13 protein-coding genes, 1 tRNA gene and 1 riboswitch are annotated in these 14,234 nt (G+C 55.3%); of the genes, 9 read left to right on the top strand and 5 right to left on the bottom strand.

Annotated elements, in window-relative coordinates; all coding sequences use genetic code 11:
- Nucleotide 1: 1 nt before the first annotated feature.
- The 5 genes from cobW to RAL88_RS01120 form a co-directional block, all read right to left on the bottom strand.
- Complete coding sequence (gene cobW / locus RAL88_RS01140; protein WP_306266665.1) at nucleotides 2-1,051, bottom strand: cobalamin biosynthesis protein CobW; 1,050 nt, start codon at nucleotides 1,049-1,051, stop codon at nucleotides 2-4.
- Between the two features lie 11 nt (nucleotides 1,052-1,062).
- Nucleotides 1,063-1,587 carry a bifunctional adenosylcobinamide kinase/adenosylcobinamide-phosphate guanylyltransferase gene (gene cobU / locus RAL88_RS01135; RefSeq protein ID WP_306266663.1) on the bottom strand — a complete coding sequence of 175 codons (525 nt, stop codon included), beginning with the start codon at nucleotides 1,585-1,587 and terminating at the stop codon, nucleotides 1,063-1,065.
- A 5-nt stretch (nucleotides 1,588-1,592) separates the two neighbouring features.
- Nucleotides 1,593-2,288, bottom strand: coding sequence for a CbtA family protein (locus RAL88_RS01130; protein ID WP_306266661.1), 696 nt, complete (start codon nucleotides 2,286-2,288; stop codon nucleotides 1,593-1,595).
- An 18-nt stretch (nucleotides 2,289-2,306) separates the two neighbouring features.
- Nucleotides 2,307-2,513 (bottom strand): CbtB domain-containing protein, encoded by a 207-nt coding sequence (locus tag RAL88_RS01125; RefSeq protein ID WP_306266659.1) that lies wholly within the window; start codon nucleotides 2,511-2,513, stop codon nucleotides 2,307-2,309.
- 32 nt (nucleotides 2,514-2,545) lie between these two features.
- A riboswitch (cobalamin riboswitch) is annotated at nucleotides 2,546-2,769 on the bottom strand.
- 28 nt (nucleotides 2,770-2,797) lie between these two features.
- Complete coding sequence (locus RAL88_RS01120; RefSeq protein WP_306266658.1) at nucleotides 2,798-3,055, bottom strand: hypothetical protein; 258 nt, start codon at nucleotides 3,053-3,055, stop codon at nucleotides 2,798-2,800.
- Nucleotides 3,056-3,212: 157 nt separating this feature from the next.
- Here RAL88_RS01120 and RAL88_RS01115 point away from each other — a divergent pair.
- The 9 genes from RAL88_RS01115 to RAL88_RS01075 all read left to right on the top strand — a co-directional run bounded on the left by RAL88_RS01115 (nucleotide 3,213) and on the right by RAL88_RS01075 (nucleotide 14,142).
- A tRNA-Asn gene (locus tag RAL88_RS01115) sits at nucleotides 3,213-3,288 on the top strand.
- Between the two features lie 902 nt (nucleotides 3,289-4,190).
- A complete protein-coding gene (locus RAL88_RS01110; protein ID WP_306266657.1) occupies nucleotides 4,191-5,876 on the top strand; it encodes a bifunctional diguanylate cyclase/phosphodiesterase in 1,686 nt (561 codons plus the stop codon).
- A gap of 264 nt (nucleotides 5,877-6,140) precedes the next feature.
- Nucleotides 6,141-7,097, top strand: coding sequence for a 2-dehydro-3-deoxygalactonokinase (locus RAL88_RS01105; protein WP_306266656.1), 957 nt, complete (start codon nucleotides 6,141-6,143; stop codon nucleotides 7,095-7,097).
- 21 nt (nucleotides 7,098-7,118) lie between these two features.
- Nucleotides 7,119-7,745, top strand: a complete 627-nt coding sequence (locus tag RAL88_RS01100) for a 2-dehydro-3-deoxy-6-phosphogalactonate aldolase (protein WP_306266655.1) — start codon at nucleotides 7,119-7,121, stop codon at nucleotides 7,743-7,745.
- A gap of 119 nt (nucleotides 7,746-7,864) precedes the next feature.
- Nucleotides 7,865-9,352 carry a deoxyribodipyrimidine photo-lyase gene (locus tag RAL88_RS01095; protein ID WP_371932133.1) on the top strand — a complete coding sequence of 496 codons (1,488 nt, stop codon included), beginning with the start codon at nucleotides 7,865-7,867 and terminating at the stop codon, nucleotides 9,350-9,352.
- Nucleotides 9,353-9,381: 29 nt separating this feature from the next.
- Nucleotides 9,382-10,680, top strand: coding sequence for an NAD(P)/FAD-dependent oxidoreductase (locus RAL88_RS01090; protein WP_306266651.1), 1,299 nt, complete (start codon nucleotides 9,382-9,384; stop codon nucleotides 10,678-10,680).
- Nucleotides 10,681-10,683: 3 nt separating this feature from the next.
- Nucleotides 10,684-11,502: a DUF1365 domain-containing protein gene (locus RAL88_RS01085; protein WP_306266649.1), complete on the top strand. Its 819-nt coding sequence runs from the start codon at nucleotides 10,684-10,686 to the stop codon at nucleotides 11,500-11,502.
- Between the two features lie 66 nt (nucleotides 11,503-11,568).
- Nucleotides 11,569-12,813 carry a cyclopropane-fatty-acyl-phospholipid synthase family protein gene (locus tag RAL88_RS01080; RefSeq protein WP_306266647.1) on the top strand — a complete coding sequence of 415 codons (1,245 nt, stop codon included), beginning with the start codon at nucleotides 11,569-11,571 and terminating at the stop codon, nucleotides 12,811-12,813.
- Between the two features lie 3 nt (nucleotides 12,814-12,816).
- Nucleotides 12,817-14,142, top strand: a complete 1,326-nt coding sequence (locus RAL88_RS01075) for an MFS transporter (protein WP_306266645.1) — start codon at nucleotides 12,817-12,819, stop codon at nucleotides 14,140-14,142.
- The last annotated feature ends 92 nt before the right edge of the window (nucleotides 14,143-14,234 follow it).

Below are 14,234 nucleotides of genomic sequence, written 5' to 3'. Positions count from 1 at the left end.
CTTAACTCGCCTGTTTTATGGCAGGTGCTGACGCCAGAATGGCCATGATGGCGCTGCGGTCCAGCCCTTTTTCTCCGATCACCACCAGTTTCGGACTGCCGCCGCTGGCGGGTGCAAACCAGGTTTCGACACGCGGTCCAACTGCCTGTACTGCCAGTGGGGCAGCTTTATTTGCGATCGACACGGCTCCCTTGATCCTCAGAACACCGTGACCGGCCATGGCGGCAAGCACCGCTGCTCTGGCATCCTCAACGCTGGCGTGCAAACTGTCAGCGACGATAAAGGTTTCAAAATCGTCGTGATCATGGTCGTGGTCATGATCATCATGGTGGCTCTTGCGCGTTGCCATATCGTCTTCTGCCTCAGCGGTCAGGCCGAGAATGGCGGACACGGAAACGACACCGTTTGACGCCTCCAGAAAACGCACATTGTCCCGGGTATCGTGGGCGACAATCTGTCGCGCCTTCGCAAGACCTTCTGCGCTGACCAGATCAGCCTTCGACAGCACCACCAGATCTGCGCATTTCAGCTGGTCCTCAAACAATTCCTCAATCGGGCTTTCATGGTCCAGCGCTTCATCGGCGGTGCGTTGCTGCTGCAGCGCATCCTCGTCATGGACCATTCGGCCCTCGGCGAGCGCGGCGGTATCCACCACTGTGACCACACCGTCGACAGTGACCCGGGATTTGACGCCAGGCCAGGAAAACGCCCGAACCAGCGGCTGCGGCAGCGCAAGACCGGAGGTTTCGATGATGATGTGATCGGGTTGCTCAGTGCGTGCCAGCAAAGTTTCCATGGTGGGCAGAAAATCCTCGGCCACCGTGCAGCAGATACAGCCATTGGTCAGCTCGACAATATCATCCGCGCTGCAGGCATCCGAGTTACAGCCTTTCAAAAGCTCGGCATCAAAGCCCATATCGCCGAATTCGTTGATGATCAGCGCAATTTTCCGGCCACCGGCATTTTGCAGCAGATGCCGGATCAGGGTGGTTTTGCCGGCCCCGAGAAATCCGGTGATGATGGTGACTGGTATTCTGTTTGGCGAAGGCATGATCTGGTCCTTTATGATTTCAGCGTGAGTGGCAGACCGGCAGCGACAAAATCAACCCGGTCGACACAACTGGCAATTCTACGGTTGATCTGCCCCTGGTGATCGCGGAATTGCCGCGCAAGCCGGTTTTCCGGCACGATGCCAAGTCCTACCTCATTCGATACAAACACGATGGTTGCGTGGAGACCGGACAGCAGTTCAATCAGCCGGTCGGTCTCGCCGGTGATATCGCGTTCGTTGTGCATCAGATTGGACAGCCACAGAGTGAGGCAGTCGACCAGCACAGCTTTGCTGTTGCGGTCCGCCTGCCTCAACGCGTCACACAATTCAAGCGGCTCTTCGGTGAGCTTCCATTGCGGCCCGCGGCGGCTGCGGTGTTGCTCGATGCGGCGCTGCATCTCGGTGTCAAGTGCGCTGGCGGTTGCGATATAGTGTGGCACGCCCCCGCAGGACAGCACCACTTCTTCGCCATAGGCACTCTTCCCGGACCGGGCACCGCCCAGGATCAGGACCGATTTGTGATCCGCTGAGAGCATCGGTTTCACGCAATCTGACGGGCAAAGAAAAAGCCGCTCAAAGACCCGATCATGGTCCAGAACACCGCCATTATCACCAGCGAGGATGCGGCGAAGTGCGCTGCGACCTCGGCCGGAACCGTGCTGGCATATTGCTGCGGCTGGGGTGCGCCATACAGATGCGGCAGCGCAAACAGCAGAGCTGCAGCCGCAATCACCCAAAAAGTCTGACGATAGACCAGCAGAGCGATGCCGAGTGCGGTCAGAATGGCGGTGGCGGCCCACCAGATCTGCCGTGATACCAGCTCGCCGGCAGCGCTTCCCGGCAGTTCCGGGGGCAGTCCGAGCGCCGGTGCCAGATGAAAGGCAGCAAAGGCGGCAATCCCCCAAAACAGCCCGGTTCGCACGCTGATGTTGCGGTTGAGCATGATTTGAACCGACAGCAATGCCAGACTGAAGCCGAAAGCCAGAACAATGTTGGCCACAGCGGTCATGACCGAGCGTGAGATGGAACCGGTCTGAGGTTCAGATGTATCAGAAACTGAACCTGCCGGACCCGAGGCTGGCAGTTCTGTTCCTGAATGAGTGGCGGATGCAGACCCGTCCTCATAGGTTTCGGCAATGAGAATCAGCGGTGTCGTTGTGACCTGCTGAACTGCAGATACGATGATGCCCGCCGCCAGAGCCGCGAAAACGGCACTCAGCAAAATTTTAAAAAACATGATGTGTCCTTGAGTGCCTTAGTGGCAGGGAAATCCGCTTGCGTGCCGCGCGTCATGGGCCGCATTATGAAGAATTTCGGGATAGGCAAATCCGGTCGTGAAAACCACCAGAATGCCAAGCATCAAGGCCATTGCAGCGGCGCGCTGTCTGGCAGAAAAGGTTCCGGTCCGCGCGCCATCTGAGACTGCAGTTGAAGCCCTGTTGGCTGAAATATTGTAAGACATATGTTGCTCCTGTCCGTCCGACCCGACGGCGGGTTTTTTCTGATTGTGTCGGCAGGTCTCCTGACTCGCGGTTCGCTGCCATCTGTTTCGCCTTCCCGGATTAATCCAGTGGCATATGAAACAGCGGCTCACCGCTCACAGTTGCGGGGGCAGTCCCGGTTTGCAGACCCCGGCTTGGGTCACCTGCATCCGTGTTCCCTTTTCATCCGGTGCTTCACATTCAAGAGGCACCAGAACCAACACATCGTCACATAAGCTGTTCGCAGCCGAATTTGCAAGCGAAGTTACGCCGGGTCTTTCCCTGAATGACCGTCTTTCTTCTGCCGGCGCCGCCCCCACCACACCGAAAGACGTCTGGTCTGGCGTCGCAGAAAAGGCACATCATAGGACAGTATGATCAAGCCGACTGGAATCATCCAGAAACCGACAATCGGCAGAAACCCGACCAATCCAAACAGTAGAAATACAACACCCAGCGACATGCGGGCCAATTGCGAACGCGGCAGATCGAATGATTTTCCGGCGAATTTGATCGAAGGCATTTGACACCATTTTGCGTGAATTCAACTGATGCGGCAGATAGGTCTGAATCGTGCGCGAATTAAGGGTGGTGGCGAAAAACCCGACAGAAAAAGTGTTCCAACCGGCAATCCGCTCTTGGCAACGCCTTAATCCTTTTGTATAGACGCTCACCACTGATCCCCGATAGCTCAGTTGGTAGAGCAGGTGACTGTTAATCACCTTGTCGCTGGTTCGAGTCCGGCTCGGGGAGCCATTTTGGAAGAAAACTGCGAACGCTGTGCGCCGTAGTTTCGCCTCCGTAGTTTCCCCCAGAGGCGATCAGCGTCTGGGGGAATCGTACTACCGTTTCCCCGATTTTCAATCAGTTTTCTGCATCAGACCGACCCGTCGCTTCGGCGTCTGATCATCGTTCCGTTCAGGCGTGTCAGACTGGTTTACCGGTGCATGTGCAGATACCTCCGGAGATGCAGGGAGGCTGCCGTGGGCGTCAGGCGATAGTGGCAAAAACTGGAGATCAGCAGCTGCAATGCCCTGCCCACATCCGATACGTAGCGCGTCATGAAGTCGCATGTTGCGAGTTCACAAGCGGGCTGTTGCTCCAGCTAAAAGCCATCAACTTCAAATTATCGTAGTGCAAAACGGCGTCCCCGGTGCGGGAAAGCAAACCGCTGATAAAGCAGTATTCCGAGACGACGGCCTTTGATTATAATGAGCGGAAGAACCCGGCGCGTCCTTATAAACCTTTGGTTTGGAGCCATCGGCAGGGAACCACGCGTCCGGGCAAAGGCCCGGTAAAACGGTATCGAACAATGTTCATGGGTCGGAATTGCTGCAAAGTGGTTCTGGAAGGTCTCGCAGATCTGGCACGCATCAAGACGCCCTGCGTAGCACCCGGCCCGGCCCGGCCGGTTTTACAGAAAATAAATCATATCACCCACCATAATTCCGCAACGGGAACAATCAGGTATAGCTCACGTTTGGCACCAGGGGATAAGGTTTGACTTCTATCGTTCGATTAAATTCAAGCCGCCGGTTTTCCGTCGAGGCTTGTCTCATCAAGCCTGTTGAAGCCCATATGTGCAAACTGGAATACGAGATTGATAAAGGCTTCTTGGCATGCCCCTGACGCCCGATAACACGAGAAAAGAGGCAAAGATGCCAGCAAACGATGCATTATTTGAGCTGATACCCGATGCCGTTGTGACTGTTGACCATGAAGGCGTCATTCGGCAGGTCAACAGCCGACTTACCACCATGTTCGCTTATGATGAATCCGATTTGCTGGGTCAGCCAATGGAAGTTCTCCTGCCGGACCGTATCCGGCGTCGGCATGTCGGTCACCGCAAGGCCTTTCAACTCATGCCAACCGTGCGCAGCATGGGAGCAGGAATTGAGCTCCACGGGCGCAGGAAGGATGGCAGCGAATTTCCGGTCGACATTATGCTCAGCCATTTAACGAGTCCCGAGCAACTTACTCTTGCGGTCATTCGCGACATTAGCACCAGCAAGAAATTGAGCGATGATTTAAAGAAGCTTGCCTACAATGATCCGCTGACTGACCTGCCAAATCGGGCGTCGCTTTACCTGGAACTCGAGAAACTTCTCAAATGTGGCGCGGCGCCCTCGCTCCAGCCGACTTCAATTGTTCTGTTCGATCTTGACGGATTCAAAGAGGTCAACGATACGCTGGGGCATTCGACAGGTGACCAATTGCTCAACATCGTCGGCAAGCGATGGGCCGCCGTCGTCGGTGATGGTGCATCCATCTACCGGCTGGGCGGAGACGAATTCGTCGCCGTTTTTCCAAACTGCGGCGATCCGTGCCGGGTGGCCGGCGAGGTTGATAGAATGCTGGTGGAAATCCAGCAATCGTTTGAGATAGGCGGAAAGGTAGTGCATGTCAGTGCAAGCGCCGGGATTGCCATTGCCCCTGCTGACGGGGCCAATGTCGAGGAGTTGATGGCTAACGTCGATCTGGCTCTTTACAGGGCCAAGGCCACCAGCTCTGGCAGCTACATCTTTTTTCACCACTTGTTGCGTGCTGAAGCAGAGGCACGGCGTGATCTGGACCTCAAATTGCGACGCGCCCACACAAATGGCGAATTCCAGCTATATTACCAACCGCAGATACGGCTTGCGGATTCCGTTGTTGTTGGAGCCGAGGCGCTTCTTAGATGGCGTCGTGACGACGGTATTGTTGTAGCCCCCGGTGCGTTTATCGACGCTCTCGCGGGCAGCGCAATCGCGATTGATGTGGGCACATGGATACTCCGAACCGCTTGTGAAGCGGCAGCCGCGTGGCGCAAACAGGGGTTGCTGCCGATCCGAATCGCCGTAAACCTATTCCCCAGCCAGTTTCACGACCCCGCATTCCTTGATACTGTCAAACAGATACTCGCCGATACAGAATTGCCTCCCACTGCCCTCGAACTTGAGATTACCGAGAATATCGCTCTCACTTCTGATGACGCAACGCTGGAGTTACTCCACAAGCTAAGGCAACTGGGTGTTCAGCTTGCGTTTGATGATTTTGGGACCGGATACGGTTCGCTGCGGCTCCTCACCCAGATGGCTTTGACTCACATCAAGATTGACCAGAGTTTCATCCGTGACCTTTCCAGAGATGCAAAAGTAGCGGCGATCACCCGTTCTTTAATTGTGATGGCGCACAATATTGGACTGGGTGTCATTGCAGAAGGTGTGGAAACAGCACCGCAACTCAATTTTCTTAAGGCAGAGGGCTGCGATGAGGCGCAAGGTTTCATTTTCGCCAAACCGCTGCCAGCGCCGGAGTTCGAGGCGCTGCTAAGGGTGGCGACACCCATTCGAAGAATTGCATGAACGGCCAGCCCTGACGACCACAAGTGAAGGCTGACGACGTTCAGCGGGGGTGTGTCGGTTTAAAATCGTGAAGTGGTGAATTTGAAAATATCCATGATCGGATGCGGACCAGATCTGCCCCTGATTATATCGGATGACCGGGCGTTCGACTTTTGACCTTTCATCCGGAGCGCTATTTTGGTGTAACACTGAAAACCCGTGGGAGGACTCTCGTGACGAGGTCCATTGCCAAGCCTCCCTCACTTTGAACAGGAAGGAGCCGTCTTGAGCGCCCCGAACCCCTCCAGTGCAGACATGATTGCCATTGATTGGGGCACAACCAATTGCCGGGGCTCACTGCTGGATGCAAATGGTGATGTGCTTGACACAAGATACGCTCCTGAGGGGGCCGGAGGTCTCCACGCGGACGGGTTTGAAAGCGTGTTTGAACGGCTGGTGGATGGCTGGCCGGAATTGCCGGTGTGGATTTGTGGCATGGCGGGCTCTCGCCAGGGATGGCGCGAAGCACCATATCTGCCCTGCCCGGCATTGCTATCCGAACTTGGTTCCCGGATCACTCAGCTTCGCACGGCATCGGGGCGGATTGTGTGCATCGTCCCCGGTCTGCTCTACCGGGATTCAAACCATAATGCGGATATCATGCGCGGTGAAGAAACCCAGATTGCCGGCCTTCTGGCGCGGCAGGATGATTTTGAAGGCCTTGCCATATTGCCCGGAACCCATTGCAAATGGGTCGCGGTCAAAGACGGAAAAATTTCGAGGTTTCAGACCTTTCTGACCGGGGAATTGTATTCCCTGCTGGCAACTGCTTCAATCCTGCGCCACTCGGTGCCCGCTGACGAAACTGATATTCCCGCCGAACATCCCGCCTTTTTGCGCGGCTTTGACGAGGTTATCAGTGGCCGTGTGCCGCTGGTGTCGGGGTTGTTCCAGATCCGCACCCAGGATGTGTTGAACGGCGCACAGAAGGACGACAGCGCAGCCAGGCTGTCCGGCTTGATGATCGGTGCAGAATTTGCCGCAGCAGAAACCGGTGGCTGGTTCAAGGGCGGGAAACAGGGCGCACAGGACGGTTTTATTATTGGCGGGCGCGGCCTGACGCCGCTTTACGCCAAAGCCTGCGAACTTGTTGGCATCAGAGCCAGGACACTGTCTGGTCTTGATGCCAGCTCAAGAGGCCTGTGGTATCTTGCACACAAACAACGCATGACAACGGCCTGACGGCTCTGAAGGACTGAATTTATGAACTGGCTCAATGAATTTACCAAACATCGCGGTATTGTAGCGATCCTGCGCGGTGTACGCCCGAATGAAGTGGAAGTGATCGCGGAAACGCTGATTGAGGCCGGAATTACACTGATTGAAGTGCCATTGAACTCGCCGGACCCGTTTGACAGCATTGCCCGCCTTGTCAAGCTGTCGGATGGCAGAGCGCTTGTCGGCGCAGGAACCGTGCTGACCGCAGATGATGTTGACCGGCTGTCCGGGATCGGTTCGCAGATCGTTATATCACCCAATACCAACAGCGATGTTATCCGCCGAACGCGAAAATGTGACATGTTCTCCATGCCTGGTGTCTTTACCGCAAGCGATGCTTTCAATGCGCTTGATGCGGGCGCGCATGTGCTGAAATTCTTTCCTGCCGACACGCTTGGTCCCGGCGGCATTTCCGGGATCAAGGCAGTGCTTCCCGTGGGAACACCGATCGCTGCCGTTGGCGGGATTGATGAAACTTCCTTTGCAGCTTACAGGGCCAAAGACATTCACGGCTTTGGCATTGGCAGCACACTGTACAAGCCAGGCCGGACAGCCGATGAAATCGGCACGATCGCCCGGAAACTTGTAGCGGCTTTCGACGCAGCCGGCTGAGTTTGATCCAAACTTTTATATCTGCCAACATCAATAATATGAGTTCTCATACGAATGAGCGTGATCCGTTGTCGCAGGAATGGCGTAAAGCTGTTTAGAAAACGGGATCACATACTCCGATGAAAAATGGGTCAAACACCGTCTCAGAACCGGTGAAAACAAAACCTTCAAACGCCTGCAGCACCAGCATTGTCTGGTTTCGCAGAGATTTGCGCATAACCGACAATTCAGCCCTCAGGGAAGCTTTGAAATGCGGCGGACCGGTGCTGTGTGTTTTCATTCTGGAAACCGGTCAGCGCGACATTGGCGGTGCCTCGAAGTGGTGGCTGCATCACAGCCTTGCCGCCTTGTCAGCTTCCATCAAACAAATCGGTGGCCAACTCGTTTTGCGCCGTGGCGACCCTGTTGAGATTCTCGAAGATCTGGTTGAGGTCAGCGGCGCACGAAACGTGTTCTGGAACCGGCGTTATGACGCCGTGGGTATGGAGACCGACCAGCAGGTAAAAGCGCGGCTCGAAGACCGGGACCTCGTGGCGCAGAGCTTTAAATCAAATTTGCTGTTTGAACCGTGGGAAATCGAAAAAAACTCGGGCGGCTATTACAAGGTCTACAGTCCGTTCCAGCGGGCCTGCCTGTCTGCCGGTGTTGATCGCTCGTTCCATGCTGCACCCGGCAGGCTTCTGTCTGCTGAGTTGCAACCGGATTCAGACACTCTGGAAGATTGGGGGCTGCTCCCTGCCAGTCCGGACTGGTCGGAAACCATTGCCGCAACCTGGACGCCCGGAGAGGCCGGTGCAAAGGCACGCCTCAGCGCCTTTCTGCATGACGATGGCATCACCGGGTACCGGGAACGACGTAATCTGCCAGCTATAGAGGGCACATCGCGATTATCGCCCCACATCGCTTTTGGCGAAATCAGCCCCTATCAGATATGGACGGCTGCTACTGCGCCTGATCTGGAGATTCCGTCCCTGGATCTGGAGACTTTCCTGTCGGAAGTCCTGTGGCGCGAATTTTCCTATAGTTTGCTGTATTACAATCCAGATCTTGCGAGCCAGAACTTTCAGCCCCGCTTCGATGCTTTTCCCTGGCAAGGCAATACTGATTTTCTGCCGCTCTGGCAGACCGGACAAACCGGATATCCGATGGTCGATGCGGGCTTGCGGCAACTCTGGCAAACCGGCTGGATGCACAATCGGGTACGGATGATCACAGCCTCCTTTCTGGTCAAGCATATGTTGCTCGACTGGCGGCACGGCGAAGCCTGGTTCTGGGATACACTGGTCGATGCCGATCCTGCCAACAACGCTGCAAGCTGGCAGTGGGTTGCCGGTTCCGGCGCTGATGCGGCTCCGTATTTCCGCATCTTCAACCCGATGAGTCAGGGTGAAAAATTCGACCGCGACGGCGCTTATATCCGCCATTTCGTGCCGGAGTTGAAAGATCTGCCGACCAAATATCTGAACGCTCCCTGGAAAGCCCCCGGTGATGTGCTGAAAAAAGCCGGTGTTGAGTTGGGAAAGACCTACCCTAAACCGATTGTCGAGCATTCGCTTGCCAGAGAGAAAGCGCTCTCGGCATTCGCAAAGACAAAAGAAGCCGCATAGCAACCGGCCGCAAGATTGGACTCCTATATATGAAAATCGCTGTCATCGGCTCCGGCATATCGGGAAATTCTGCCGCCTGGGCACTTCATTCAAAACATCAGGTGACGCTGTATGAACGGCGCAACCGCCCCGGTGGCCACAGCGCAACGGTGGACGTCGATTACGACGGAGAAACCATCAGTGTTGATACCGGCTTTATTGTTTACAATGCGCTGAACTATCCCAATCTCACGGCAATGTTTGATCATCTGGGTGTTGCGACCGAGCCCAGTGATATGAGCTTTTCCTTCAGCCAACGCGGTGGTTCGGAATGGAGCGACAGCATTCCGCGAGGCATTTTTGCCCAGAAGCGAAATATGTTTTCCCCCAGTTTTTTGTGGATGTTGCGGGAGATTTTCCGTTTTAACCGGCAGTGTCTTGGCGATCTTGCTGCCAATAACTTGTCCGGGCTGTCGCTTGGAAACTATCTCGACAAACGCAAATTTTCCAAACGGTTCCGCAATGAATATCTGGTGCCGATGGGGTCTGCGATCTGGTCCACTCCGGCGACCGAAATGCTGGCATTTCCCGTCGAGAGTTTTGCCAATTTCTTCAACAATCATCGCCTGCTGCATTTTGAACGTCCCAGATGGCGCACCGTGACCGGCGGCAGCAGGAGCTATGTAGAAAAATTACTGGCGCCGCTTGCATCCAATATGCGTCTGGGCTGCGAAGCGGTCTCCGTTGTCCGAAACCGGGACGGCGTTACGATTATGGACAATCATGGACAGAGCGATACCTATGATCAGGTGATTATGGCAGGCCACAGCGATCAGACACTGAAAGCTTTGAGTGATGCGTCGGCGGATGAAACCGACATTCTCTCCAGGGTGCGCTTCAAGCCGAACCGGGTTTTCCTGCACCGTGACCCCTCGCTGATGCCGCGCCGCAAGGGCGCATGGGCAGCATGGAACTATCTGAGCGAAACCCAGCCGGAGGGGCCAGACGTATCGGTGACCTACTGGATGAACAAATTGCAGGGTATTGATGAGAAAAAACCGCTGTTTATCAGCCTCAACCCTGTCCGCCTGCCCGAAGATCATCTGATTTTCGATGAGTTCGAGTATGATCATCCGCAATATGACAGCTCCGCACTGGCGGCGCAGAAAATGCTGGACCGGATTCAGGGCATTAACCGCACCTGGTTCTGTGGCGCATGGACGGGATACGGATTCCACGAGGATGGCCTGGCATCAGGCCTTCGGGTTGCCGAAAAGCTTGGTGGCGTCATTCCATGGCGTCCGGTGGCAGCCAATGATGAGCAACCATTCGTGGCAGCAGCGGAATAGGTGATGAACACGCAATCGGCCTCACGCAATGCGCTGTACGACGGCAAGGTGATGCATGCACGGCTGAAACCTATGGGGCACAGGTTCCAGTACCGTGTCTATGCTTTGTTGCTTGATCTGGACCAGTTACCACGGGCTGCAGACAGCGCGATTTTTTCTCATAACCGGTTCAACCTGCTGAGCTTTTTTGACAAGGATCATGGCGCGCGCGACGGCACGTCGCTGCGTGACTATGTGGATGCGATGTTGCAGGCGGCGGGGGAAAAGCCGCCGTACCGGATTGAACTGCTGTGCTATCCCCGGGTTTTCGGCTGGGTCTTCAATCCGCTGTCGGTGTACTACTGCTACGATGCCAGCGATCATCTGAGCGCCCTGATTTATGAAGTGCGAAACACTTTTGGCGAGCACCATACCTATGTGGCACCGGTGCGCATGGGAGAGAGCCAGGACGGACACATCCGCCAGGAAAGAAACAAGCGGTTTTACGTCTCGCCTTTCATCGATATGGATATGACATACCGGTTTCGTCTCAACCGGCCTGATACGGCTTTAACCCTGCGCATACTGGAATGTGACGCTGAAGGCCCCCTTCTGGCTGCGACATTCAGCGGCAAGCGCCGGGCACTGACGACCGCAAATCTGTTGCGGGCGTTTGTTCAGGTGCCGTTTCAGACCCTCAAAATTGTTGGCGGCATTCATTGGGAAGCGTTTAAACTGTGGGTCAAAGGTGCGCGGTTCCATCGCCGTCCGCGCCGTCCGAAGGCCGTTTCCTATAATGATACCCATGAGCCGAGTGATGCGCCGCGGCCTTTTGTTCCCTGATCTTGAGATTTTTGTGAGCTTGATGCTACACTTTGCTGCCTATTTGCAACTGGATGGTTCGGCACTATGAATATGTCCTCATCGGGTCAGCTGGTCACCTCGGTCACGCGTGCCGATGTGCGGGAAAAAACCAGATCACTGCCACGTCTGACCCGGGGCGCGATTCGTTTTGCAACCGGTCTGGAAGCCGGCTCCCTGACAATTCATCTGCCAGAAGGTCAAGCGTTTCAAATATGTGGCAGCAAGCCGGGACCGGCGGCCGATCTCATCATTCACGATCACAATTTCGCTTCGCGGCTGTTGAAACGCGGCGAACTTGGCGTCGCCGAGGGGTTTGTGGCGGAAGAATGGAGCAGTCCCGACGTCACCCGATTTCTGGAATTGTTCTGCGTCAACCAAGGTCTCATTCAGACGGCTATCGACGACCGGCACGTGGTCAAACTGATCCTGAAACTACGCGGCTGGCTCAATCGCAATACAAGGCGGGGATCAAAAAAGAACATTTCGGCGCATTACGACCTTGGCAATGCGTTTTACCGGCAATGGCTTGACCCGACGATGACCTATTCGTCCGCCGTCTTCGAAAGCGGGCTGGAGGATTTGTCGCAGGCGCAGATTCTGAAATACCGCAGCCTTGCCGATCAGGCCGGTATCGGCGCTTCTGATACTGTTCTGGAAATCGGCTGCGGATGGGGTGGTTTTGCCGAATTTGCCGCGCGCGAAATCGGCTGTAACGTCACGGCGCTGACAATATCTCAGGAACAGTTTGATTTTGCCAGAGAACGCGTCTTCAAGGCGGGTCTGTCGGAGAAGGTCAATATCAAGTTTCAGGACTATCGTGACGAAACCGGTCAATATGACAGAATTGCCTCGATCGAGATGTTTGAAGCAGTGGGAGAAGCCTACTGGCCGGTGTTTTTTGACCGGATGAAGAATTGTCTGAAACCAGGCGGAACCGCGGGCCTGCAGATCATTACGATTCAGGACCGGTTTTTCCAAACTTACCGCAATGAGATGGATTTCATCCGGCGCTATATATTTCCCGGTGGAATGCTGCCTACACCACAGATTCTGCAGCATCTGGGTGAGCAGGTCGATCTGCATATGGTGTCAGAACGGGTGTTCGGCCATGATTATGCCAAAACTCTGCAAATCTGGCGCGAGCGGTTTGACGAGGCCTGGCCGAGCATTATGCCGCTGGGATTTGATCAGCAGTTCAACAATTTATGGCGTTACTATCTGCATTACTGCGAAGCCGGTTTTCGCTCCGAGAATATCGATGTTCGTCAGCTTGTGTTTGCCCGCAAGTAGAGCGTGACCCATTCAAGCGGCTTGCGCTGGAGCCAAATCCTGATTTACGGGCTTCCGGCCATACCGATCTCGGTCCTGACTCTGCCTTTCTTCATTTTCGTTCCAACGTTCTATACCAAATCCCTCGGTCTTGATCTTGCTCTTGTCGGGATTGTGCTGTTTGCGATCCGTCTGTTCAATGCGGTCAATGATCCGCTCATTGGCCTTCTCAGCGACCGTATCCGGCCAAGTTTCGGTCGGCGGAGGAGTTGGTTCCTGGCCGGAGTGCCGCTGACAATTGCCGGCACCTGGATGATTTTTGTGCCCGGACCAGCTCCCTCCATCACCTATCTGGCGCTCTGGGGACTGGCGCTGTCGGTCGGCTGGAGCATGGTGCAACTGCCCTATGCCGCCTGGGGCGCTGAACTGAGCGGCAATTATCAAATGCGATCTCGTCTCAGTGGTGTCCGCGAAGGGCTGGTCGTTATCGGCACGCTGATTGCGATTATTCTGCCGATTCTCGTCTCCAGCTCACGCGAGGTTGACGCGGCCGGACTATACGCCCTTGCCCTGTTTGTCTGTGTGGGTCTGCCTTTGACGGCAGCACTTACCGTGTGGAACGTCCCGGAGCCCAAGGAACACAGCCATCAGAGCGTCAATTTCCACGACGGAATGAGATTCCTGCGCAACAATACGGTGTTTATCCGACTGCTGATTGCGTTTTTTATCAATGGCCTTGCCAATGGGTTGCCGGCCACGCTGTTTTTGCTGTTTGTCGGGAATGTGCTCAACGCGGAAGCCGCTCAGGGCCCTCTTCTGATTGTCTATTTCCTCTGCGGAGTTCTGGGTGTGCCTGTCTGGCTCAAAGTGTCGGACCGGCTGGGCAAACACCGCACCTGGTGTGTTGCCATGAGCCTCGCGCTACCGGTTTTTCTCATGGTCATGCTGTTGGGCGACGGTGATGTGTGGTGGTTTGCCGCTATCAGTGTTCTGACCGGACTGACCCTTGGTGCCGATCTGACATTGCCGGCCTCAATACAGGCCGATGTGATTGATCTGGACACGGCTGAATCCGGCGAGCAACGCAGTGGATTGTATTTCGCCTTCTGGGGCCTTGCCACCAAAGCTTCCCTCGCTCTCGGCGTTGGCCTGGCCTTTCCACTGCTGGCACTGGCGGGGTTCGATGCCCGATTGGATAATGCGCCCGGCGCGTTGTTTACGCTGAGCTTTCTATATGGCGGGTTGCCGGTTTTTCTGAAATCGATTGCCATCGCGCTGATGTGGAATTTTCCGCTTGATGAAGCGCGCCAGATCGAGCTCAGGCAGAAAATCGAAACCGGTTCAGCCTGATTGACTCATGATTGTCTGCGCCGCAACACAGGGATAATCAGGAAACAATTCAAAACGTCGGGAACCGACTGCGGATACAAACAGTTGTGATG

The sequence above is a fragment of the Pararhizobium sp. IMCC3301 genome, from assembly GCF_030758315.1.
In the GTDB taxonomy this organism is placed as follows: Bacteria; Pseudomonadota; Alphaproteobacteria; order Rhizobiales.
Note: the sequence above shows the minus strand (reverse complement) of the source record. Positions and strands in the feature narration are given on the sequence as shown.